This window comes from Nonlabens arenilitoris, from assembly GCF_002954765.1.
GTDB classification, from domain to species: domain Bacteria; phylum Bacteroidota; class Bacteroidia; order Flavobacteriales; family Flavobacteriaceae; genus Nonlabens; species Nonlabens arenilitoris.
On sequence record NZ_MTPW01000001.1, the window covers coordinates 1983724 to 2008160 of the forward strand.

Consider the following 24437-nt stretch of genomic DNA (forward strand, 5'->3'; position numbering starts at 1 on the left):
TTTTTTAAGCGATATATAAAGCCTGATACTTTCTAGCAGTGTCAATAGCATTATGATGTCTCTCTACAAATTCTCTAGCTTCTTTACCTAATTTAAAAATTTCATCAGGATGTTCGATGAGGTTAGATAGTTCTTGCACTAGATAATCAACATCTGGTTTGGCATCTATAAGTGGAGCCTTTTCAAGTTGATAAGCTTTTAAAAATGGTATTCCAGCTCCTGCAAACACAACTTTACCTTGTGCCATTGCTTCTAGTGCATTATAACCTTGATCATAGCTAAGGACTTGATCTAGTAAGATGTGACTTTTTTGATAGGACTTGATGTATTCATCATAAGGCAAGTTTTCGGCAATGGTGATATTTACTTTTTGACTGTATTTAGATTTTAAAATATCAAGGGATTTTTCAAAATAAGGAATCCCTTTTTTAAAATAGTTTCCTCTATTAATCCCCATAAAGATTTCGATAGGTTGCGCGATATGATTTTGATGCAATTCAAGTTGCTCCATAATTACTGCACTGGGAATCATGTCAGCACATTTAGGTTCTTCAGTTAATGCCATTTGAAAATCAGTATGAGATGGTATGATGGCTTTGCACTTGCTTAATAATCGATCATAATTCTCTCGATATCCTTTTTTTAGGTATTTAAAAGTATGGAGATATTGGTTTTTTAGAGAAGTGTCTTCTAGATATGGTGTCAGTATACTGTAGCCTTGATGTTTTTCGGTTAGATACTGTGCATATGGATAGTCATCTCCACAAGCTACTAAAAAAGCTTTGTTATTATTTTTGAGAAGGTAATCAATCATTTGCCACTCGATCGGTGGTTCACAACCCAGCGCGTTTGAATTGATAAATTGAACGATATCATAATCTATCATAAGATGCTCGCTTTCGCGGAAGCGTGCTAAACGAATATTATCCTCAAGATTATGACCGGTAAGTTTCCACCAGGCTACTTTAACTTTTTCTCGCAACCAGTCTCTTCTAAAGTAATCACTACCTACTTCTATGTCTACAGGAAATTTTTTAAAACCATCACCATCGCCCACAAGAGTTACCTCGTGACCTAATTGTTGAAGTCCATATTTAAGAGAATTGTGAAAACCACTGTACTCGCCTATGAGCAAAATGCGCATAAAAGTTATCTTTGACGTAAAGATACACTGTTGAATTCATACACTAATCAAGATTTACAAATCCTTATCGCAACGATGAATAGGAGTGATCTATCTTTTCTTGAGACGATGTTTCAATGTAAGGTAAGTGAGATTAAGTATCGTCTTATTATTGTTAATCAGTCTAAAACGACAACTTTAAGGTCGGATTATCCCAATATACAAGTTTTTAATGAATCAAATTTTGGTTTATCTAGAAGTAGGAACATGGCGATTAGTAAAAGCGATGCTTCATATGCTTGGATACTTGATGATGATGTTCAAATTTTGCCTGGTGCCATTGATACTATTATAGATAGCATCAATATTTATGAAGGTGCTGATCTATTATTTTTTAAAATACGGACTCCAGAAGGATTTGATAAAAGAATATATCTCAACGAAGAGAAAAGTATTACAAGCAGAAGTGAATTAAATCATATACATTCTGTCGAAATGGTGCTTCATGTAAATTTTCTTAGAAAACACAATTTAAATTTTGATTTAAGATTTGGTTTAGGAGCACAATTTGAAATGGGAGAAGAATTCTTACTAGCACAAGAAATTTTTGAGACGAGTAAGCAAATTGTGTTTATACCTAAAGTTGTTGTATTACACGATGAGATGAGTACTGGAAATGATCCAGCAAATAATCGAGTGATTTATGCACGTGGAGCACTAGCGGCTAAAGAAAACCTATGGACTGCACAAATGAAGCAGTTTAAATATGTATTTTTCTTGTGGCGTAAAGGTTATGTGAAAGGTTGGCGCAATTTATATGATAAATACATGGTTTTTAATCACGGCATGAATGATTACTTAACTGGTTTTGAAGGTCATCGTATAGGTCATCCAGACTTATAGTTATATTTACCACATGGACATAAAAATTATCGATATTCCTAAAATTACAGACCCAAGAGGAAATCTTGCGGTCATAGAAGGTGACACCATTCCTTTTAAAATGGAACGCGTCTACTATTTATACGATGTTCCTAGCACCTCACAACGTGGTGGTCATGCGCATAAAGAGTTAAGACAGCTTATTATAGCGTTAAGTGGTAGCTTTGATGTGGTCCTAGATGATGGTAAAGAGCAAAAAACCATCACGTTGAATAAGCCAGATAAAGGTCTGTTAATACCAATAATGGTATGGCGCGAATTAGAGAATTTCTCTAGTGGCTCTGTCTGTATGGTTGTCGCTTCTATGGAATTTAGTGAAGATGACTACATTAGAGACTATAATGAATTTAAAGACTTAGCCAGTTCTTAAATCTAACCCAATTACTTCAAGAATTTTTTTGGTCTTGTGAAGCGCTTTAAGTTGCAAACGACTCATTTTTAATAACTGTAGCTGTTTACATGATAAATGGTCAAGGTCAATTTTTCTTTGATAAAACACCGCTCTTTCTATAAGGCCATGCATTCTATAATTAACAGCAATAGAAAACCTATTAATGTCTAGATATTTTTTTAATCCTTCAACTGCTCCATATTTCTCTTCATAACAGTCAAAGTTGGTTACCGTTCTTTTAAGAATGTGTACAGCATCAGATCTGTTATCTGCTTGTTTGTCAATAATTACAGTAGCTTTATTATTAAAAGCAACAGTTTTTGTTAACCCGACTTTTATTAAAAAATCAGTGTCCTCAGTATGTGTCAGTTCTTCGTTATAATAAATAGGATCGTTTCCTATTAAACGCATGCAGTAACTAGAAGAGCTTAAAATAGAGTTGAGGTAGTTTGCCTTAAAAAAAGGTTTCACTATTTGAGATTCTTGATCTTTAAGGTTGCTGAATTTAGTTCGGTTCCATCGCGATTCACCTATTTTAAGGTGATAGTTATTTGCAAATACAGAAGCTTCAGGAAATTTTTCAATCAGCTGTTCTATTTGCTCAATGTGATTATCTAACCAGTAATCGTCAGCGTCTAGAAATGCTATATATTCATAACCATTTTTTAGGGCAGTTTTAATTCCTCTATTTCTAGTAAAACTCACACCATGATTAAGCTGTGATGTATAGGATAGTCTAGGATTGTTGAATTTTTCAATAACAGATGCGCTATAGTCTGTAGAACCGTCATTTATTACAAGTAAATCACAAGAAACAGTCTGTTCTAAAACTGAATTGATAGCACGTTCAATAGTAGCCTGTTTATTGTATACAGGTATAATAACAAGTATGTTAGGGTTACTCATCGAGTTATTCTTGAAAACATTCCTTTCGTTATATTAAAAACAACTTTTAGTTTACTGTTTCTGTTTATTGCGTTAAGATAATACATTGAAATTAAGTCCTTTCTAAATTGATGATCCTTTGTTCTAGAACTGTAACCACCATCTGCATAATGCGCAATAACTCTGTTGAAATACTGATTTGTTATTTCAGAATTAAAAAACCAATTGATGTTATGAGCCCAGTCTGCGTGAGTTCTATATTTTAAATTGAAATAGCCGGTGAGTTCAAAAATTCTTCTGTGAAAAAAGATAGATTGATGCGCAATGTTTTTGTGAAATATCAATTGATCATCGCATTCACCCATGTAACTGGAGCCTAATGATGGGCTTAGTACATTACCATAAATAACATCTGTACTGGTTATGATGAGTTGCTGGTGAATGTCTGCTAGAACTGTATTGTCGATGAGGTAATCGTCTGCGCCCAAAAAATAAAAGTATAGGCCACGTGCCTTTTTAATTCCATTATTCATAGCATCATAAATTCCATCATCTGATTGAGAGATGATAGAAATAGGATGGTCAAAATTCAAAAAAGACTTAGCAATCTGTACAGTAGTATCGCTGGACTCGCCGTCCATGATTAAAATTTCAAAACTAGTAAAGGTTTGAGAAAGAATACTGTCTATAGCTTTAGCAAGAGTTGAAGACGCGTTATATGTTGGTATAATGATGCTAAAAAATGGGCGAATTTCTTGCATCTGTATGAACTTATAGTGTTTTTTGAACTACTTCAAAAACTTCGCCGCCATCACATTTTAAAGTTTTTGACGGATATTTCAATAGCAATGCATAATCATGTGTCGCCATAAGAATGGTATTCCCATTTTTATTGATTTGTTGTAGCACTTCCATAATCTCGACACTAGTTTGTGGATCTAGGTTTCCTGTAGGCTCATCTGCAATGATAAGTTCTGGGTCATTTAAAAGCGCTCTTGCAATGGCAATGCGCTGTTGTTCTCCACCAGATAGTTCATGTGGATATTTAAATCCGGTCGTTTTCATACCTACTTTATCCAGTACTTGATCTATTTTCTCTTCCATCTCTGCCTTTTTCTTCCAGCCAGTGGCCTTTAAAACAAATTTGAGATTGTCCTTAATGGTACGATCAGTTAAGAGTTTAAAATCTTGAAAAACCACACCTAGTTTACGTCTCAAATACGGTATGTCACGCTCTTTTAAGGTGGATAAATTATGTTCTACGATGGTTCCTTCGCCCTTTTTAAGTGGTATATCGCCATAAAGTGTCTTCATTAAAGAACTTTTACCACTACCTGTTTTACCTATTAAATAGACAAACTCACCTTTCTTAATACTCAAGTTAACGTCCTTAAGTATCAGATTTTCTTGCTGGTAGATGTCTACATGGTTCAATGATAAAACGTGGTCTGACATAAGTATAGGTTTTGCTGTAAAGTTACACAATGCTGTGAATAAGATTATGAATAATTAAACAGACTTTATGACGTTATAGTATCGTAAGATTTTAACTTTACTTTCCTATAAATAACATAACCCGTTATGAAAAAAATCGTGCTTACTCTGTTGCTGGCTGCTACTTCTTTTATAGAGGTTAACGCACAACAGTCCAAAATATTTACAGATGACCTGCGCACTTATAATCAGGCGATTGATTTATATCAAGAGCAGCAATACATTGCAGCGCAACGTTTATTTGAAAAAGTAAAAAATCAGGTAGAAGATGATGCCATTCAAGGTAATGCGGCATATTACATCGCAAATTGTGCCGTGCGTTTGAACCAGCGCAATGCAGACGCGCTTATGGAATCTTTCGTTGAAGAGTATCCTACTTCTACAAAACGCAATACGGCTTTTATTGATGTGGCAGATTTCTATTTTGATAATGGTAAATACAACCAGGCGGCAAAATGGTATGAAAAGGTTGATGAGAGCACGCTTTCGCGAAAGCAAAAAAGCAGATACTATTTCAATACTGGATATACTCTTGTGCAAAGCAAAAAGTATGAAGAGGCAAAACCTTATCTAAATCGAGTAAGTGATGATCCAGAATATGGATCGCAGGCAAAATATTATCTAGGGTACATCGCTTATGAAGGAGACGATTATCAAGAAGCTAGCGATTTATTTGATGAAGCTGGAGAATCACCTGATGAGGATGAAAAGCTTTCTTACTATCAGGCAGATTTAAATTATAAGTTAGGGAATTTTGATAAAGCTATTACTCTTGCAAATGAGCAACTATCTCGCTCTACACCACAAGAACAGTCTGAATTAAATAGAATCATAGGACAAAGTCTTTTTAATCAAGGTAAATATGATCAAGCACTACCTTATTTACAAGAATATAAAGGTGTGCGCGGCAGGTTGAATAATAATGATTACTATCAGTTAGGATATGCTTATTACAAACAAGGCGATTTTGAAAAGGCTGTAGAGACTTTTAATAAAATCGTAGATGGTGAGAATAAAACGGCACAAAATGCATACTACCATCTAGCGCAGAGCTATATTAAACTTAATAAAAGCGAAGATGCATTGACTGCTTTTAAGAAAGCGAGTGAGATGGATTTTGACGCTCAGATCCAGCAAGATGCTAGTTACAACTATGCTAAGATCAGTTATGAATACGGCAATCCATATGATAGTGTGCCTGCTGTAATACTGGCTTATCTAGAAAAATATCCAAACACTGATAAAAATGCAGAGATGAATGAATTCTTAATAGATTCATATTTCTCTTCAAAAAACTATACTGAGGCATTGCGTCTTATGGAAGATGGACGTATTGCTGGCAATGAAGATGTGTATGGTAAAGTGGCGCTTTATGAAGGTTTGAGTCAATTTAAATCAGGAGATTATAAAAAATCTATAGAGAACCTTAATAAAACCATTCAATATGCGCAGTCTGCAGATTTAAAAAAGAAAGCAACTTTTTGGAAGGCAGAAAGTTATTATGAACTCAATGATTTTCCGGCAGCACTTACTGCTTTTAATGCTGTAAAGAAAATGAATAATAGTATTGAAGAAGATGATTTATTGAACTATGACCTAGCTTATACACAGTTTAAACTTAAAAATTACACTAATGCCATCAATACATTCACCGCTTATACAAAGCAATCTGGTATTAATAATGAGCCAGCTAGATTGAATGATGCTTACCTGCGAATAGGTGATGCAAACTTTGTAAGTAAGCAATACTGGCCAGCAATGGAGGCTTATAATAAATCCATTTCAATGAATGGTTTTAATGCAGATTATGCGGCATTTCAAAAGGCTATTTCATATGGTTTTGTAGGTAAGAATGATCGTAAGATTGAAGACCTTAACGGGTTTTTAAATAAATTCAATAAATCTGCTTATCGCGATGACGTGTTGTATGAATTAGGTAATACATACATTAATACAAATAATGTTGATAAAGGTATACAGACCTATGACCGATTAATTAATGAATTTCCACAAAGTAGTTACACCTCGCAAGCGATGATGCGTAAAGGGTTACAGCTTTATAACGATTCAAAACTAGATGATGCATTAGTAGTGTTTAAAGATGTTGTAGCAAGATATCCAGGCACGCCACAAGCAAATGAAGCTGTAAGTAGTGCACGATTGATTTATGTGGATCAAAACCGTACTAATGACTATGCCGCATGGGTGCGCACACTGGACTTTGTAGATGTGAGCGATTCTGAGTTGGATGATACGGCTTATGAAAGTGCAGAGCAGCCTTATCTACAAAATGATATGTCTGGAACAACACGTTCTATGAGAAAATATCTAGCAGAATATCCTAATGGTAAACACACATTACAAGCACACTTTTATCTAGCACAAGCATTGTTTTCTCAAGATAAAAAACAAGAGTCTATCGCTAGTTATGAATATGTGATTAATAAAGAACGCAGTGAGTTTACAGAACAAGCTTTGGCACGTTTAAGTGAGATTTACTTGGGCGATAAAGCTTATGCAAAAGCGATTCCAGTGCTCACTCAATTAGAACAACTAGCAGATTTTCCTCAAAATGTGATTTATGCACAGTCTAACCTGATGAAAGCATATTATGAGCAAGAAAATTATAACCAGTCTGTGAGTTATGCAAATAAGGTGTTGTCAGACCTTACTATAAGTGATAATGTAAGATCAGATGCAAACGTGATTATTGCTCGCTCAAGTTGGAAAACAGGAAACGAAGCTGCTGCAAAAACAGCTTATGAAGCGGTAAGATTGAATGCAAGTGGTACACTAGCGGCAGAGGCTACTTACTTTAAAGCTTATTTTGAACATAAAGCAAGTAATTATGACGCTGCCATCGCTACTGTGCAAAGTCTTACTAAAAACTATGCTGGTTATAAATTATGGACTTCAAAAGGTTTAGTAATTATGGGTAAATGTTATAACGCACAAGGGCAAACATTAAATGCAACTACTATACTAGAATATGTCGTTGGTAATTTTGCTCAATACCCAGAAGTAGTCGCTAGCGCTCAAGCAGAATTAGACGCTATAAAAACTAACGCTGCCAAAACAAATTCATCAGTAGTTCCTGCAGGAAATTAATAAGAAGCATTATGAAATTATATCAATCATATATATCAGTTGTCATCGCATTAATAGCTTTTAGCAATGCGCAGGCACAAGTAGAAGAAGAAAGTGAATTGAATGGTGGAACCATTACGGTTGTAAAACCTTATGATCCTACCATTAGTGATGCCTTTAAAGTAAAAAGCACACCATCAGTAAATGACACGACCAAGGTTAAGAAAAAGCCAGTTACCTATAGCATTTTCTCTGTGCCGGTAGCATCTACTTTTACACCAGCCAAAGGAAAATTGTCTAGACGCAAAGCTCCTAAAAGAGCAAAATTCTTTGATAATTATGCACGATTAGGTGTTGGTAATTACGTGAACATCTTAGGAGAGTTTGCAGGTAATTTTGAGATAGATAGAGACTCAGACGTAGGCGTGTTTTTTAATCATAACTCATCGCAAGGTGGTATCGATGACATTGCTTTTGACGATGATTTTTCAGATACGTCTCTAGACATATCTTATGGAAAACGCAATCGCGATTCAAATTGGGGAATTACCGCTGGTGGTAGGTATCAAACCGCAAACTGGTATGGTGTAGCACCAGTAGCGTTATCTAGTGTTCCTACCGGTATAGAGGTAGATGCTGGGACTTCTTATTTAACCATAGGCCTGTCTGGTAAAGCACAGTTCTTTGATTCTGTTTTAGAAAAGGTTGAGGTAGGACTTTCTAATATAAGTTCTGGTAATGATGGTTCTGAAACTCGAGTAAGATTACAACCACAACTAGCATTTGAAGTACTTGAAGAAGAAATTGCACTAGGAGTTGAGGTAGATTACTTAACCGGTTCTTTTGATACACAAGGATCACTACCAGCGCCAGACGCTTATTCTTATTTAAACATAGGAGCAAATCCTAGTATCAATCTTTATGGCGATAAGTATAAAGTAGAATTAGGAGCTCGATTAAATTATATCACAGACAGTGAGAATTCTGAAAGTAACTTTTATGTCTATCCAGATATTAATGCCAGCTATATATTGATGGAAGAAAAAGTGATTGCTTATACGGTCATCGGTGGTGGATTAGATATGAATACATTACAAAATTTTGCAGATGAGAACGTATTTATCGCTCCAGCAATAACCGTAGCGCCTACTAATCGTCAGGTAGATGCACAATTAGGGATCAAAGGAAAGCTGTCTTCTAATTTTGGTTACAAGCTTTATGGAGGTTATAGCCTAGAAGAAAACAGATATTTCTATACTAAAGATAATAATGCCATTTTCACAGGAATCGGAGTTGAGCGACCATCCTACAATTATGCAAATACATTTGCGACTCAATATGGTGATTTAAACACATTGACTTTTGGAGGATCTGCAAGTGTGGATTTAAATACTCAATTCAATCTTACCTTAAATACTCAGTTCATGAGTTATGACGTCACTAATGGCGACGATTTTGATAACGTAGCATCGCAGTTACCAACCTTTACTGCAGATATTGTCGGTAACTATGATATCAATGATAAATGGAACATCGGGACAACGCTATACTTCGTCGGAGAGCGTGATGTTTTCAGAATCGGTAACACAACGGCAACAGAAACTTTAGATTCCTTTATAGACTTGAATCTAGATATCAATTATAAAATTAACCCTAAGTTGACCGCTTTCTTAAGAGGTCACAATCTTACTGGCGGCAACTACCAGTATTATCTAGACTATCCTGTACAGAATTTACAGATTTTAGGTGGTGCAGTCTATAAGTTTGATTTTTAAAATTTCGCTTTCGCGAAAGCGTATGACATATAATTAAGATGTTTTTATATAGTTAGTGGTATGAATGAAATATTTGAGTTAAGACATCAACCAGAATTGAAGTTCATTATAGGTGAAGACAGTTTTCAAATTATCGACGGCTATGATCTTGGGAATAATGGTGAATATCCATTTGAAATTTTCAAAAGCGCCTTGTTAAATAATGACAGAACGAACTGGTGGATTTCTATCGCAAGTATTGTTGTCGACCTATTTTCAGGAAGTGCTGTTGGTGGTAAGTTTAAGGATAAAGCAAACCTTATTCTTGAAATGAAAAATCAAAAAAATATCATCTATTTAATGGATGCTGATTTTGAAAAAGCAAAACAAGTTACTGAGCTTCTTAATTCTAAAAGTAAAATTTAATCTGGTATTATGAGATTGCTGTTTGTTTTATTATGTTCTACTTTCTTTCTATTTTCTTGTGAGGAGAAAATAGAAGGGTCAGAAGAGATGAGTTCGTATCTACGGCAGAGCTTTGAGTTTAATAATAGGATTCTAAATAAATATAAAGCCGAATACTGTCAATTAACCGAAAGTCAGCCTTCAAGGGAAATCGTAAGGTTAAATGAGTTGGATGCTAAGTTTAAGTCGCTCATTATTAAAATAGATGAAGCGATTTTGAATGACGCATACAATCTGAAAAATATAACTTCTGAATCTAAAGAAATTTTTAATGAACTTCCAAAAATTGTAGATAATAGAAAAGACTATTTGTTGAATCAATTAATAGAACCAAAAAACAATTCTCATGAATTGAGATTAAGGTATTTGAAGAATAGACTCGTGATTGCCATGGCTTATGCTTTTGAATATGGAAGTAGAAAAACACTCTCGGTAGACAGTTTTTATAAAGTAGAAATAGATAGTATCATTTCCAGAAAAATCGAAAATGGAATAAAACTAACCTTCACTTCTGAATATGGTCAAGCAATTAAAGAAAATAGACATATTATTATTAATCAAATGGAATTGAATGGTCAGCAAAAAATGATCGATTACAAATTGAAAGATAATTACTCTTTTGCCGATATTGAATTTCAATCGTTGCAAAAAGGCACATATGAAATCGACGGAGCTTTAAGGTTTTATGGAAGAGATGGAGAAATAGATATTCCATTTCACAAAACGATGGAAGTGAAATAAGTTGAGTGGTAATAATATTTAACTTTTTGATGTTAGGCATAAGAGAACTCAAAAACTTTCACAGCATTTTATATTTCTGTTCGTTTTCTATGGCTTAATTTTCGGTCATGAAAAAAATTTACCTACTCGCGCTATCTATTATTTTAATTTCTTGTAATAAGGAGCAACAAGCAACTGCTGACTTAATTATTACCAATGCAAAAATTTATACCGTAGATAATGACTTCTCTGTGGCAACAGCAATGGCTGTAAAAGATGGTAAAATACTCGCTACAGGAACTAATGCTGAGGTGCAAGTTTATAGCGCAACACAAACCATAGATGCACAAGGAAAAGCCATCGTTCCAGGATTAATCGATGGACATTGTCATTTCTATGGATTAGGACAACAGTTACAACGCGTAGATCTAGTAGGAACTAAAAGCTATGATGAGGTCCTAGAAAGAATCTCTAGTTTCCAAAAAGAGAAAAATAAATCTTTTATCATAGGTCGTGGTTGGGATCAAAACGACTGGGAAATTCAAGAATTCCCTTCAAATCAAGAGCTTAATGAAATGTTTCCTAACACACCAGTCGCCATTACTCGTATAGATGGTCACGCCATGATTGCAAATCAAGCAGCACTAGACGCAGCCGGAATAACCATAACTACAGACGCATCTGGCGGAGCTATTGAAATTAAAAATGGCGAACTCACAGGGATTTTAGTTGATAACCCTATGGAATTAGTAGAGGCTGTTTTTCCTAAAGAAACAACTCAAGAATCTATCGCATCGTTAATGGCGGCACAAGACATTAATTTGAGCTATGGATTAACCACCGTTGATGATGCGGGATTATTTAAAGAAACGATTGAATTAATAGATAGTTTGCAACAAGCTGGTGATTTAAAAGTTAAGATGTATGCGATGATTAGCAACACGCCAGAGAATCTAGACTATTACCTCAATAAAGGAATCATAAAAACAGATCGTTTAAATGTAAGATCTGTTAAGTTTTATGCAGATGGTGCTCTGGGAAGTCGTGGTGCAGCGATGAAAGAACCTTATTCTGATAGACACGATCATTATGGAGCGCTACTTAGCCCTATAGAAACCATTAAAGAAACCGCAGCTCGTATAGCAGCAACAGAGTATCAAATGAACACGCACGCCATAGGTGATAGTGCCAACTATGTGGTACTTAAAACTTATCAAGAATTATTAAAAGATAAAACAGACAGACGCTGGAGAATTGAGCATGCTCAAATCGTTGACTCTGCAGATTTCAATCTTTTTGACGAGCAAAATATTCTGCCATCTGTACAGCCTACACATGCGACCAGTGATATGTACTGGGCACAAGATCGAGTAGGAGCAGACCGAATTAAAGGTGCTTATGCTTATCAAACTCTTTTGAAACAATCGAAGAGAATCGCACTAGGAACAGATTATCCAGTAGAACAAGTAAATCCATTCTTGACATTTTATGCAGCCGTAGCTCGTCAAGATACGAGTGGTTATCCAGAAGGTGGCTTTTTACCAGAGCAAGCCTTGAGTAGAGAAGATGCCTTGAGAGGTATGACTATTTGGGCGGCTTATTTCAATTTTGAAGAAACAGAAAAAGGAAGTTTAGAGCCAGGAAAGGCTGCAGACTTTGTGATTCTTAATGATAACATTATGGAGATTCCAGTAACTCAATTACATCAGGCTACCGTAAAATCAACCTTCATAAATGGAGAACAGGTTTATGAGTCTAAGTAGCAAATACCTGACTCATATCCTTAAAGGCTTTGAATTCTAAGGCGTTTCCGCTTGGATCTTTAAAGAACATAGTGGCCTGCTCGCCTGGTAATCCTTCAAATCTTATGTACGGTTCTATGATGAACTCGATGCCTTTTTCTTGTACCGCTTTCGCGAAAGCGTGAAAAACATCCCACTCTAGCACCACACCAAAGTGAGGAACTGGCACCGCTTTTCCATCTACGGCATTTGTTGCGTTTACAGGAGCATTATCAGAAATATGAATCACTAGTTGATGACCGAAGAAATTAAAATCTACCCAATGGTCTGAACTGCGTCCTTCTTCACAACCTAAGGTGTCTCGATAAAATGCTCGTGTGGTAGTGATTTCTTTTACTGGGATAGCGAGGTGAAAAGGTGTGAGTTTCATAATTGCATATATTTAAAAAGCCACCCTAAAGATAAGGTGGCTTTTTAAAATATGTTGAATTGTTTTTAAACGATTCCGTCTACGATTCCGTATTCCACGGCTTCATCTGCGCCCATCCAGTAATCACGATTAAAGTCTTTCATTACCTTTTCAAATGTCTGACCACAATTGTCTGCAAGAATGTGAGCACTTAGTTCTTTAGTTTTAAGAATTTCGGCCGCTGTAATTTCTATATCTGCACTGGTTCCGCGTGCTCCACCACTAGGTTGGTGTATCATTACACGACCGTGTTTTTGAATAAAACGGCGTCCTTTTTCTCCTCCTGAAAGTAAAAGAGATCCCATAGATGCGGCAAGACCAGAGCATACAGTGCTTACTGGACTTTTAATTTGCTGCATCGTGTCATAAATGGAGAAACCTGAAGTCACATAACCACCTGGGCTATTGATGACAAATGTAATTTCTTCATGGTTTAATGAATCTAGATATAATAATCTATCTACACAATGCTTTGCAGTTTGATCATTAACCATTCCCCATATAAAAATTTTACGTTGTTCTATATGGACATTATCTATCTTATCTTGAAGTTTAGATGTTTTGCTCATTCAATTTTATTTAAGTGTTAAAAATAAGGAATCTAAAAAAATAATTACCGATTTAACAAGACTATATGGTCTCACCTTCTTTTCCGTATTCGTTTTTATAAATTTTTAGAAGTAGCAAAAATAAGCTAACTAAAAGTGGACCAAAAATTAAACCTATGAATCCAAATAAAGGTACACCTACAATGACACCTATCAATGTAACCAGTGGATGAACATCAGCTAATCGTTTTTGAACAACTAGCCTGAACAGGTTGTCAGTAGATCCTACCACAATCACACCGTATATTAATATACCGATTGCCGCTGCAGTTTCTCCTTGAGAAAATAATAATATGGTCACAGGTAATATACCCAATGCTGTTCCTACAAAAGGTATCATACTACCTATAACTGTAATTACAAACCAGAAAAACGGATTTTCAACTCCAAAAATGAAATAACCAATCAGTGCAACTATACCTTGCAATAAGGCTACTAAAGGGATGCCGATGGCATTAGATTTTACTAGATCAATACTTTCTTTTCCTATTATTTTTAAATTCTTTTCTTTTAATGGCATATAAATTAATGCTGCTTCAAGCCATTTTTTACGATCTACCAGCATAAAGTATAATAAGAAAAACATGATACCAATAGAAATGGAAACGGTAAGACTTGAGTTGGCTAGATTTTGCACGTTGCTCGATACCCAACTGCTCACTTCTTCTGTGTTAATGTTTTCGGATACATTAACTCCTATAAGATTTTCTGTTTCGGCAACTTTTGATTTTATAGTTTCTGTGATTTGTGTACTATTTTCAATTGCCGTTTTTACTTTTGAACTCATCATCAATCCTATTCCAACTATAGGTAATAGTATAATAACAAAAGAAAATGCGATAAGAAACGAAGAGGCTACAGACGGTTTCCATTTTTTTGCTTCTAACCATTTTTGCATTGGTTCTAATAGCACGTATAAAGTAATCGCACCTAGCAAACCACCTAAGTATGGTGCTAGCTCTTTACCAATAAGGTAAAGGATATACATTATCACAATCAGAATAAATATCTGACGTATTTTAATAGTTGGGATTTGATGGGACATAGGTTAGTTATTACGCAAGGCGTTTATAAGTTCTTGTTTATTCATATTTGACCTACCATCTATCCCTATTTCTTTAGCTTTTTGGTAGAGTTCATCTTTTGTTCTAGACTCATAGTTACTAGCTTTTCCACCCTTTTTGCCAGCGTTTTTAGTATTAGCTATGCGAGCGGCTTTTTCTTTAGAATATCCTTGATCGCGCAAAGCCTCATATTGATCTCTATTTTTAATTGAATCCATTTTTATTTTTAAGATAATTCAATCTCAATAATAAATCTGTTAAAATGACTCTAATTAAGCTTTTGATAAGAAATCGAGAATGTGCTTAGTGTTTTCTTCGGTATGCAAACTATGACCACCTGTTTGTGTCTCAATATAGATAGCATTTTTCATGCGTCCTGCAATAGCTTTACTCGCTGAGCATGGTACTATTGCGTCTTGTTGAGCATGTAATAACAAAGTGTTAGCCTCTATATTTACAGCAAAATCTGCCGCGTTAAATTTCTCTATTTCATAACCAAATTTCTCTTTTAGCGTTGCGTTTAACCCATTATAAACACGGTTATTGAAACTGAGTAACCTTTGATAGTCTTGCATGATCGTCTCTAGAGAATTAGGACCACCTAATAGAATTAATTTTTTGAGGCTAGGAGAAGGATGGTGATATTCATTATAAATGGTAGCCATCGCGCCTACACTATGAGAAATGATTATTTCTGGTTCATACAATTCAATGGTTGATTTGATAACCTTTGAGTACTTAATAGCGGTAAATAATTTGCCGCTAGAATTACCATGAGCAGGTCCATCTACAGCAATAATGTTTAAATCTAATCTCTTTAAATCATCAAATAGATATTTCCATCTAAAAGCGTTTGATTCCCATCCATGGTTTAATAAGACAGTAGGACCATTACCTTTCCAATGATAAAGCATATAGAGACAATCTTCAGACGTGATGCGCTGTTGACGTGCCGTGTTTAAAAATGGAGCTTGATGTTCTAGAATACGACCTCTACGTGGAGTACTGAAAACTTCTAGAGCTAGTTGTGCTGCCTTTTTCTTTGAGAATAGGCTTATGACGTTAAAATAAAAGCCATACAGTTTAGGTATGGCTTTTTGTAAAAATTGTTTCATGAAATAATTTTACCAGCTTACAAAAACAAATTTAGGTGTCGCTGTGTCCGGGATCATAGTTTTTTCAATAGGTGCTGCCATATCAAATCTGATTTCTGGTGGCAACAAGTCTTTACTGATGGTAAAGTAAAAATTTTGATCGTCTATTCTTACGACAGCATCTTTAATCATATTGTCAATACTAGATACTTTGTATGCTGTACTTATAGTCTTATAATCACTTTCAATCGTAATGCCTTTTTCAGTTGTAAAACGATTGTCTCTTATACGCACGTACTCGATTGTAGAAGTACTGTCTTCTTCTACAGGCGTAAGTGTTAATAAATGTTTGCCACCTTTTTCATAAATTTCAATAGCACTTGGGCCATTACTAAATTCATCACCTTTAATGTTTTTTACAATACTATCATTTGCATACAGACTATCTAATTGATAAACCATCATATCTTTAGTAAGGTGTCCTACACGATCCTTATTCCATTCAAATGGATTTTGTTTTTTAGTACAAGACGTTATAATGATAACCAGGATAAGTAATAAGAAAGTATTTTTCATATAGTGTGTTTTATGAGGTTGCAAAACTACTTTTAGTTATGATAACAAACGATTAAAATGATGATAAATTTTACTTGAGAGCTTTTCCTAGAATCCCCATGACTCCTCTTATAAAACTAGCGCTGGTAAGAACTTTAATTATAGGATTTTGTCTAGTGCTGGAGCGTCTGGATGTGCTTTTATTAGCTTTAGCTTTTTCTGCTTTGGCTTTCTCTTTTATTTCGTCTTCGTTTGCTTTTTCTATTTTCTCTTGAAGAATTTCCTCTGCGCTTTCACGATTGATTTCTTCATTGTACTTGTCAGTCAGTTCAGAGTCTGCGATGAGGTCGCTTAACTCTCTGTCGGTTAATACATCCATTCTACTCGCTGGTGCTCTTAAAAGAGCTGCCGCAAGTGGACTAGGTCTTCCTTTTTCATCTAGAGCAGATATTAAAGCTTCTCCAATTCCTAAAGAAGTTAATACTTCGGCAGTATCATAAAATTCTGTTTCAGGATAGTTTTGAGCAGTCAGTTTGATAGCTTTACGGTCCTTGGCTGTAAATGCACGTAATGCATGTTGAATTTTAAGACCTAACTGACTCAAAACACCTTCAGGTATATCTGTAGGATTTTGAGTTACAAAATATAGTCCTATACCTTTTGATCGTATTAACTTTACAATACTTTCTATTTGATCTAATAATGCACCGCTCGCTTGATCAAAAATCAAATGCGCTTCATCAATAAACATAATCAGTTCTGGTTGATCTGCATCGCCTTGCTCAGGGAATGTGCTGTAAATCTCGGCCAGTAAGCTCAACATAAACGTAGAAAATAATTTAGGTCTATCTTGTATATCTGTAAGACGTATTACATTTACATAACCACGACCTTCTCTGTCTCTACGTACTAGATCTTTTACTTCAAAACTGCGTTCTCCAAAGAATTGATCTGCGCCTTGTTGTTCTAGTTCAATAATTTTTCTTAAAATCGCTCCAGTTGAAGAGGTCGATATACGTCCATATTCTGCTTGAAATTCTTCTTTTCCTGCTCCTGTAGCATACTGTAATACCTTTTTTAAATCATCTAAATCTAGAAGTGGTAATTTATTGTCATCACAATATTTAAAAACCACAGATATTATTCCTGCTTGGGTTTCAGTTACATCTAATATTCGCGAAAGCAAAACTGGCCCGAACTCACTAACGGTTGCTCTCATTCTTATACCAGCTTGCTCAGAAATAGTCATGATTTCAACCGGTGAATTATGTGCAGTATATTCTAGGCCTATCTTTTCATGACGTTCATCAATCTTGGGATGTCCATCACTAGTGGCTGCTATTCCAGATAAATCACCTTTAATATCCATTAATAATGATGGAATTCCTTTTTGAGAAAGCTGTTCAGCTATGATTTGCAGTGTTTTAGTTTTTCCTGTTCCAGTAGCACCAGCAATAAGACCATGTCTATTCATGGTTTTAAGTGGGATTTTTACATGTGCACCAGTTAAGGTTTCCCCATTAAGCATTGCAGCGCCCATAATGATAGAGTCGCCTTTAGGGTTATAACCTTCAGTAATTATTTTATGTAAAGAATCTTTATCTGACATTATTAGTTGATTTAAAATCAAAAATAATCAAATTAAGACGTAACAAAGTTAGCCCGTACGGGAATTTGTAAATTTATAAGGTAGTGTCCTAGTTGATTTAATTCAGTTTTACGATACTGATATTACAAAAGTCTAGGGTTTCTGTACTGCCGCTATTTAACCAAAATTCTACTGTGATGGTTTGATTAGCATTAAGTTTAAGCGTTACTGTACCTGATGTGCCCCAGTAATCTGAACTAGGTAATGTGGTGTAACCTCTACTTAAATAACCTGATCGAGTTCCATTAATAAATGCTGCCAAAATATACTTATGAGTTCCCGCACTCATGTTGCGTATAGAGATACCGCCAGATATTTGATAAACGCCACTTTTTAAAACTGTAATGCTACCATCACCATTTACGGTAAAATCGGCAGTGTCTGTTTCAACAATTTCTGATGTAGATGCTCCTATAGGTAAAGAGTTGAAGGTGCTATTTGATGGAATCGTTTCAGAGCCAGCAAAACTCCTATTAAGTACAACACTAGAATTATTTTTATTTGATTCCCAACTTCCATTTTTAAAAATAAAAAGTACAGATTCTGTCGTGTTGAAAACAATACTGCCCTCGAGTGGTGTAGGTATAGAAAGCATTTGAGAGGTGTTCATTCTGGGAGGTACTAGACCGCCAGTGGTACTATCTATTTGTAAGGCACTACCATCATCAGGTGTGTCTGTATTAATTCCAACCTGCGCGGCACTCAAAAAACTCAATAATAATAAAATGTGTAACAGTAAATTTCTTTTCATTTTGCAAAGAAAAGATAAAAAAATGTATTTAAAAAAGCAGAACTAAAATTTAACTAGAATATAAATGGTCGCCGATTATATATAAGTCTTATTTTTGCAGCATGTTAGAAAAATCAATTTCTCAGGCGGTTGAAAAAGGTGAAATGCTTCCATTAATGGAAGAATTTTATACAATTCAAGGTGAAGGTAGTCATACAGGAAAAGCAGCTTATTTTATAAGGGTAGGAGGTTGTGATGTAGGTTGTCACTGGTGTGATGTGAAGGAAAGCTGGGATCCAGAAAAACATCCGCCTACGGCGGTTGATGCGATAGTTGCAAATGCTGCAAAGTATAGTAAAACCATTGTTGTTACAGGTGGAGAACCTTTAACATGGGATATGGGTCCTTTAACTACAGGGCTTAAAAATGAGGGAATGCAGGTTCATATTGAAACTAGCGGTGCATATCCACTTTCTGGTACATGGGACTGGATTTGTCTATCTCCTAAAAAAATGAAAATGCCACTGCCGGAAGTCTATGAGGCTGCGCACGAGCTTAAGGTAATTGTATTTAATAGACATGATTTCGCTTTCGCGAAAGCGGAAGCCGAAAAAGTTTCATCAAACTGTAAATTGTATTTACAACCAGAATGGTCTGTACGTGAAAAAATGATTCCTATGATTACAGAGTTTGTAATGGATAATCCAGAATGGCACGTTTCACTTCAGACGCATAAGTATTTAAATATACCTTAAAGTTGGGCTACCTGAATAGGTAAGTTTACAAGTGTGTTGTCCCATCCCATAAATAAAATTAATCCGTCTGGATCTTCAACAAAACTAATAGAGAATTCTTCAATAGTTTGTGGAGATGGCATGCTATCCATCGTTACTTTAAGAATATCTTTAGAAGGGTCGTGTTTTGTTCCCCATTGATTAGTTTGTGAATTAAGAATAAAGGTCCATTCTTCTTCTCCAGGTATGGTGTAGATTGAATATGCGCCAGCTTTCACTAAATTTCCATTAATAGTAACGTCGTAAAAAAAGTCTATTTCTGTAGCTTCATTTGCGCCAGTACGCCATACTTCCCCATATTTAACTAATTCGCCAAAAATCTTGCGATCTCTTTTAGCAGGTCTGCTATAAATTACACGAGCGATTGCTTGATTATTGTTATCTCTATGAATGACTACGTCTAGTGGGCTTTTATCTATTTTAGAGAAAGCTATTTCTTGAGCTTGAACAGCGCTAGTTGCTATAAATAAGGAAAATATAAAAATGAAGTATTTCATGTGATGTTGTTTAAATGACTGTAAGTTATAAAAGTCTGCAATTAAAAAGAGATTTGATATTAATAATTTGTTAATAACTTAGAGTCATAAACAAGGCTCAAAAGCCTATAAACCTTGATGGTTCCTTATATTTGTTTGTTACGGAATTTAAGTAAAATTTACACTCAAATTATGAGCGAAGAAAACGATAAAAGTGGATATGGTGCTGATCAGATTCAGGCACTAGAAGGTATGGAGCACGTACGTATGCGTCCATCGATGTATATCGGTGATGTAGGAGTGCGTGGATTGCACCATCTAGTGTATGAGGTTGTAGATAATTCTATTGATGAAGCGCTTGCCGGTCATTGTAATAACATTACAGTGGCAATTAATGAAAATAATAGTATTACCGTTACTGATGATGGTCGTGGTATTCCGGTAGGAATACATAAGAAAGAAGGTGTTTCAGCCCTACAGGTTGTAATGACTAAGATCGGTGCTGGTGGGAAATTTGATAAAGATTCTTATAAAGTATCTGGTGGATTACACGGTGTAGGTGTTTCTTGTGTTAATGCACTTTCTGATCATTTAAAAGCAACTGTTTACCGCGATGGGAAAATATGGGAGCAAGAGTATGAGCGTGGTAAAGCTATGTATCCTGTTAAAGCAATAGGTGATACTGATAAAAGAGGTACAGATGTAACCTTCTTACCAGATAGAAGCATTTTTACACAAACTACTCAGTTCAGCTATGAGACTTTAGCAAATCGTTTAAGAGAACTAGCTTTCCTTAATAAAGGAATTAAGATCATCCTTACAGATAAACGTCATAAGGATGAGGAAGGGAATTTTGTGACTGATGTTTTTCAATCTGAAGAAGGATTGAAAGAATTTATACGTTTCTTAGATGATACTCGTCAACCTATCATTGCAGATGTTATCTCAATGGAAGGTGAGAAAAACGGTATTCCTGTTGAGGTAGCAATGATTTATAATGATAGTTATGCAGAGAACCTTCATTCTTACGTAAATAATATCAATACACATGAAGGAGGAACTCACCTAGCAGGTTTCCGACGTGGATTAACTTCTACATTAAAGAAATATGCAGATGCATCTGGTCTTCTTGATAAATTAAAATTTGATATTGCTGGTGATGATTTCCGTGAAGGTTTAACAGCTATTATCTCAGTAAAAGTTCAAGAACCGCAATTTGAAGGTCAAACTAAAACTAAATTAGGTAACCGTGAGGTTACTAGTGCAGTATCTCAGGCAGTATCTCAAATGCTTGAAGCGTACTTAGAAGAGAATCCTAATGATGCCAAAACAATTGTCCAAAAGGTTATTCTAGCCGCACAGGCACGTCATGCAGCACGTAAAGCCCGTGAAATGGTACAGCGCAAGACCGTTATGAGCGGTGGTGGATTACCAGGTAAATTATCTGACTGTTCTGAGACAGACCCTACATTATGTGAGGTGTTTCTTGTTGAGGGAGATTCTGCAGGTGGAACGGCTAAACAAGGTCGTGACCGTGAATTCCAAGCAATAATGCCGTTGCGTGGTAAAATTCTAAATGTAGAAAAGGCCATGACTCATAAGGTTTTTGAAAATGAAGAAATTAGAAATATTTATACTGCGTTAGGTGTTACCATAGGAACTGAAGAGGATTCAAAAGCTCTTAATATGGAGAAGCTTAGATATCATAAAGTAGTCATCATGTGTGATGCAGATATTGATGGTTCTCACATTGCTACTTTGATTTTGACGTTCTTCTTCCGTTATATGCGTGAGATGATTGAAAAAGGTTATATATACATCGCAACGCCGCCTTTATATCTTGTAAAAAAAGGTGCAAAAAAGCGCTATGCGTGGTCTGATAAAGAGCGTGATGAAATAGCAGATAGTTTTGGCGGTGGAGTAAATATCCAGCGTTATAAAGGTTTAGGAGAGATGAATGCTGATCAATTATGGGATACCACAATGAATCCAGAGTTCAGAACCTTAAGACAGGTGACGATCGACAGTCTTCCAGAAGCAGATCGTATTTTTTCTATGTTAATGGGTGATGAAGTGCCGCCGCGTAGAGAATTTATTGAAAAGAATGCTATTTATGCAAATATCGACGCATAATAGCTTCTAACTTATATTTTGATAAAAGGCCCTTTATATTTAAAGGGCCTTTTTTATTAAATAAACGATTAACTCATTACTTTCGTAGATATTAAACAAATTTTGATTCTTATGAAAAATCTTTATTACTATATGGTTTTTTAGTGGGTTCCTTAACGGTGACCGCTCAAGATGGATTTTCAGATATATTAGCTGCTGGAGTAGAGGCAGGTGAGCGTTATTCAAATTCGTACATGGCGCCCGCAGGTGAAGCGTTAAGTTTTAACTTAAGTTCTGGTTGGTATGATGATGCAAGGGTATTAAAGCCAGGTAAATTTAAAATTCAAATTAAAGCTCAAGGTACTTTTGCGCCAGATGATAAAAAAAGTTTTATGCTTGATCCCGAAGAGTATGAAGCGATTATTCAAGAGAGCTATGATAACACTAATAATCCGCCAGCAAATATAGAGGTGAGTTTTGGAGATGGGTCTACAGCACCGCGATCAATTGCAACTGCTTTAGGAGAAAATGTGATGGATCAACAGTTGGTTATAAGCAGTAGAGAGGCTACCAGTGGGATTTTATTACAAGAAGATATCATTAATTTGCCTAATGGTTTAGGTAATGAAGGTTTAGATTTAGTTCCTACGGCTTTTTTACAAGCTGGTGTTGGGATAGGTGCAGGACTAGAATTAAAAGGAAGGTTAGTGCCTAAAATAACCTTTGATGAGGCAGAAACTAGTTTGTATGGATTAGGCTTGCAATGGGAATTTACTCAGTTATTACAGTCAGACGATAAAAAATTGCCTGTAGCAGCTTCATTTCTAGCAGGCTATACACGTCTTGATGCTTCATATGACTTTGAGGATGGTGTAGTGGTAGATGGAGCAAATCAATCTATAGAAACTCAAATAAGCAGTTTAAATCTATCTGCAATAGTTAGCACTAATTTTAAAACGCTCAACTTTTATGGTGGTTTGAATTATAATAGAGGAACTACTCAAACAGATCTATTGGGGACCTATACTTTTGCCTCTAATACAGTAATATTTCCTCTTGCTGCGACAGTAGAGGATCCTATATCTGTAGAAACAGACGTTAATGGTTTTTTAGGTACGGCAGGTTTAAAGCTATCGCTAGGAGCATTTAATATTAATGCAGACTATACTTTTGGAGAATATAGTACCGCAACAGCCAGTATCTTTTTCAGAATTTAATCATGTTAATATATTCTTTATTTCATAAGTTCTAATCTTAAAATGTGGTCCTCATTTTGTATTTTTACAATCTGCTGGAAGTCCAACAGATAGACCTTTTAATTCAATAAATTTAAAATATAATATAATGAAAGTAACCGTAGTAGGGGCAGGCGCAGTAGGCGCAAGTTGTGCAGAGTATATCGCGATTAAAGACTTTGCAAGTGAAGTAGTCATCTTAGATATTAAAGAGGGATTTGCAGAAGGTAAAGCCATGGATTTAATGCAAACGGCTTCTTTAAACGGTTTTGATACTAAAATTACTGGTTCTACTAGTGATTATTCTAAAACAGCTGGTAGCGATATCGCAGTAATCACTTCAGGTATACCGCGCAAGCCTGGAATGACTCGTGAAGAATTAATAGGTATTAACGCTGGTATTGTTAAGTCTGTAGCGGCTAGCTTAGTAGAGCATTCTCCTAACGTCATTCTAATCGTGGTTTCTAATCCTATGGATACCATGACATATCTAGCTCACAAGGTAACTGGTTTACCTAAAAATAGAATTATAGGTATGGGTGGTGCTTTAGATAGTGCACGTTTTAAATATCGTCTAGCAGAAGCTCTTGAGGCTCCTATATCAGATGTTGACGGTATGGTAATCGGTGGTCATAGCGATAAAGGAATGGTGCCATTAACACGTCTTGCTACACGTAACTCAGTGCCTGCGAGTGAATTTTTAAGTGAAGAGCGTCTTAATCAAGTGTTAGAAGATACTAAAGTAGGTGGTGCGACATTAACAAAATTATTAGGAACTAGTGCATGGTATGCGCCAGGTGCTGCCGTGTCTGGATTAGTTCAAGCAATCGCTTGTGATCAGAAAAAAATCTTCCCGTGTAGTGTAATGCTAGATGGAGAATATGGTCTTTCTGACCTTTGTATAGGTGTGCCAGTCGTTTTAGGTCGCAACGGTATTGAAAAAATTGTCGAAATCAATTTAAGTGACGCAGAAAAAGCAAAGCTTCAAGAAAGCGCAGAAGGTGTAAAGGCAACTAACGGTCTTATCTAGTATATCCCTTACATATAAA

Annotated in this window: 23 protein-coding genes and 1 pseudogene; 11 read left to right on the forward strand and 13 right to left on the reverse strand. The window is 35.6% G+C overall.

What is annotated here, in order from left to right; genetic code table 11:
* Window positions 1-4: 4 nt before the first annotated feature.
* Window positions 5-1144: a glycosyltransferase gene (locus BST92_RS08595; RefSeq protein WP_105071078.1), complete on the reverse strand. Its 1140-nt coding sequence runs from the start codon at window positions 1142-1144 to the stop codon at window positions 5-7.
* Window positions 1145-1174: 30 nt separating this feature from the next.
* Between BST92_RS08595 and BST92_RS08600 the strand changes: the two genes are divergently transcribed.
* Both BST92_RS08600 and BST92_RS08605 read left to right on the forward strand, forming a co-directional pair.
* On the forward strand, window positions 1175-2026 hold the full coding sequence (locus BST92_RS08600) for a glycosyltransferase family 2 protein (protein WP_146105130.1): 852 nt from the start codon (window positions 1175-1177) through the stop codon (window positions 2024-2026).
* Window positions 2027-2039: 13 nt separating this feature from the next.
* Complete coding sequence (locus tag BST92_RS08605) at window positions 2040-2435, forward strand: sugar 3,4-ketoisomerase (RefSeq protein ID WP_105071080.1); 396 nt, start codon at window positions 2040-2042, stop codon at window positions 2433-2435.
* Here BST92_RS08605 and BST92_RS08610 read toward each other — a convergent pair.
* From BST92_RS08610 to BST92_RS08620, 3 genes are read right to left on the reverse strand one after another with little or no spacing between them, the layout of a single operon-like run.
* Complete coding sequence (locus BST92_RS08610; RefSeq protein WP_105071081.1) at window positions 2421-3362, reverse strand: glycosyltransferase family 2 protein; 942 nt, start codon at window positions 3360-3362, stop codon at window positions 2421-2423. The two genes, BST92_RS08605 and BST92_RS08610, sit on opposite strands and share 15 nt — an antisense overlap.
* Window positions 3359-4102, reverse strand: coding sequence for a glycosyltransferase family 2 protein (locus BST92_RS08615; RefSeq protein WP_105071082.1), 744 nt, complete (start codon window positions 4100-4102; stop codon window positions 3359-3361). Before BST92_RS08615 ends, BST92_RS08610 begins: the two co-directional genes overlap by 4 nt.
* A 10-nt stretch (window positions 4103-4112) precedes the next feature.
* On the reverse strand, window positions 4113-4796 hold the full coding sequence (locus tag BST92_RS08620; protein ID WP_036581927.1) for a cell division ATP-binding protein FtsE: 684 nt from the start codon (window positions 4794-4796) through the stop codon (window positions 4113-4115).
* A gap of 126 nt (window positions 4797-4922) precedes the next feature.
* On the opposite strand from BST92_RS08620, the gene BST92_RS08625 reads away from it, so the two are divergent.
* From BST92_RS08625 to BST92_RS08645, 5 genes are all read left to right on the forward strand, one after another.
* Complete coding sequence (locus tag BST92_RS08625) at window positions 4923-7943, forward strand: tetratricopeptide repeat protein (RefSeq protein ID WP_105071083.1); 3021 nt, start codon at window positions 4923-4925, stop codon at window positions 7941-7943.
* An 11-nt stretch (window positions 7944-7954) separates the two neighbouring features.
* Window positions 7955-9697 (forward strand): TonB-dependent receptor, encoded by a 1743-nt coding sequence (locus BST92_RS08630; RefSeq protein ID WP_105071084.1) that lies wholly within the window; start codon window positions 7955-7957, stop codon window positions 9695-9697.
* 60 nt (window positions 9698-9757) lie between these two features.
* Complete coding sequence (locus BST92_RS15210; protein ID WP_245910891.1) at window positions 9758-10102, forward strand: hypothetical protein; 345 nt, start codon at window positions 9758-9760, stop codon at window positions 10100-10102.
* A gap of 9 nt (window positions 10103-10111) precedes the next feature.
* Complete coding sequence (locus BST92_RS08640) at window positions 10112-10882, forward strand: hypothetical protein (protein WP_105071085.1); 771 nt, start codon at window positions 10112-10114, stop codon at window positions 10880-10882.
* A gap of 107 nt (window positions 10883-10989) precedes the next feature.
* Window positions 10990-12624 (forward strand): amidohydrolase, encoded by a 1635-nt coding sequence (locus BST92_RS08645; RefSeq protein ID WP_105071086.1) that lies wholly within the window; start codon window positions 10990-10992, stop codon window positions 12622-12624.
* On the opposite strand, the gene BST92_RS08650 is transcribed toward BST92_RS08645, so the two are convergent.
* From BST92_RS08650 to BST92_RS08685, 8 genes are all read right to left on the reverse strand, one after another.
* The gene (locus BST92_RS08650; RefSeq protein ID WP_036581921.1) at window positions 12617-13033 is read right to left on the reverse strand and encodes a VOC family protein; all 417 of its coding nucleotides are present in this window, start codon (window positions 13031-13033) and stop codon (window positions 12617-12619) included. The two genes, BST92_RS08645 and BST92_RS08650, sit on opposite strands and share 8 nt — an antisense overlap.
* 65 nt (window positions 13034-13098) lie before the next feature.
* Window positions 13099-13641 carry a ClpP family protease gene (locus BST92_RS08655; protein WP_105071087.1) on the reverse strand — a complete coding sequence of 181 codons (543 nt, stop codon included), beginning with the start codon at window positions 13639-13641 and terminating at the stop codon, window positions 13099-13101.
* A gap of 61 nt (window positions 13642-13702) precedes the next feature.
* Window positions 13703-14725 carry an AI-2E family transporter gene (locus BST92_RS08660; protein ID WP_105071088.1) on the reverse strand — a complete coding sequence of 341 codons (1023 nt, stop codon included), beginning with the start codon at window positions 14723-14725 and terminating at the stop codon, window positions 13703-13705.
* A gap of 3 nt (window positions 14726-14728) precedes the next feature.
* Window positions 14729-14962: a DUF7218 family protein gene (locus BST92_RS08665; protein WP_105071089.1), complete on the reverse strand. Its 234-nt coding sequence runs from the start codon at window positions 14960-14962 to the stop codon at window positions 14729-14731.
* Between the two features lie 54 nt (window positions 14963-15016).
* On the reverse strand, window positions 15017-15859 hold the full coding sequence (locus tag BST92_RS08670; RefSeq protein WP_105071090.1) for an alpha/beta fold hydrolase: 843 nt from the start codon (window positions 15857-15859) through the stop codon (window positions 15017-15019).
* A 9-nt stretch (window positions 15860-15868) separates the two neighbouring features.
* Window positions 15869-16414 (reverse strand): hypothetical protein, encoded by a 546-nt coding sequence (locus BST92_RS08675; RefSeq protein ID WP_105071091.1) that lies wholly within the window; start codon window positions 16412-16414, stop codon window positions 15869-15871.
* Between the two features lie 70 nt (window positions 16415-16484).
* Window positions 16485-18002: a helicase HerA-like domain-containing protein gene (locus tag BST92_RS08680; protein WP_105071092.1), complete on the reverse strand. Its 1518-nt coding sequence runs from the start codon at window positions 18000-18002 to the stop codon at window positions 16485-16487.
* Between the two features lie 97 nt (window positions 18003-18099).
* Window positions 18100-18792 (reverse strand): hypothetical protein, encoded by a 693-nt coding sequence (locus BST92_RS08685; protein WP_105071093.1) that lies wholly within the window; start codon window positions 18790-18792, stop codon window positions 18100-18102.
* A gap of 101 nt (window positions 18793-18893) precedes the next feature.
* On the opposite strand from BST92_RS08685, the gene BST92_RS08690 reads away from it, so the two are divergent.
* The gene (locus BST92_RS08690; RefSeq protein ID WP_105071094.1) at window positions 18894-19526 is read left to right on the forward strand and encodes a 7-carboxy-7-deazaguanine synthase QueE; all 633 of its coding nucleotides are present in this window, start codon (window positions 18894-18896) and stop codon (window positions 19524-19526) included.
* Here BST92_RS08690 and BST92_RS08695 read toward each other — a convergent pair.
* Window positions 19523-20062, reverse strand: coding sequence for a DUF2911 domain-containing protein (locus BST92_RS08695; protein ID WP_105071095.1), 540 nt, complete (start codon window positions 20060-20062; stop codon window positions 19523-19525). The genes BST92_RS08690 and BST92_RS08695 overlap by 4 nt on opposite strands.
* 171 nt (window positions 20063-20233) lie before the next feature.
* Here BST92_RS08695 and gyrB point away from each other — a divergent pair, with 171 nt between their 5' ends.
* The 3 genes and pseudogenes from gyrB (at window position 20234) to mdh (ending at window position 24418) form a co-directional block, all read left to right on the forward strand.
* Complete coding sequence (gyrB, locus tag BST92_RS08700; protein ID WP_105071096.1) at window positions 20234-22174, forward strand: DNA topoisomerase (ATP-hydrolyzing) subunit B; 1941 nt, start codon at window positions 20234-20236, stop codon at window positions 22172-22174.
* A gap of 140 nt (window positions 22175-22314) precedes the next feature.
* A pseudogene (locus BST92_RS08705) lies at window positions 22315-23370 on the forward strand (DUF6588 family protein); the annotation flags it as partial.
* A gap of 127 nt (window positions 23371-23497) precedes the next feature.
* Window positions 23498-24418, forward strand: coding sequence for a malate dehydrogenase (gene mdh / locus BST92_RS08710; RefSeq protein ID WP_105071098.1), 921 nt, complete (start codon window positions 23498-23500; stop codon window positions 24416-24418).
* Window positions 24419-24437 lie beyond the last annotated feature (19 nt).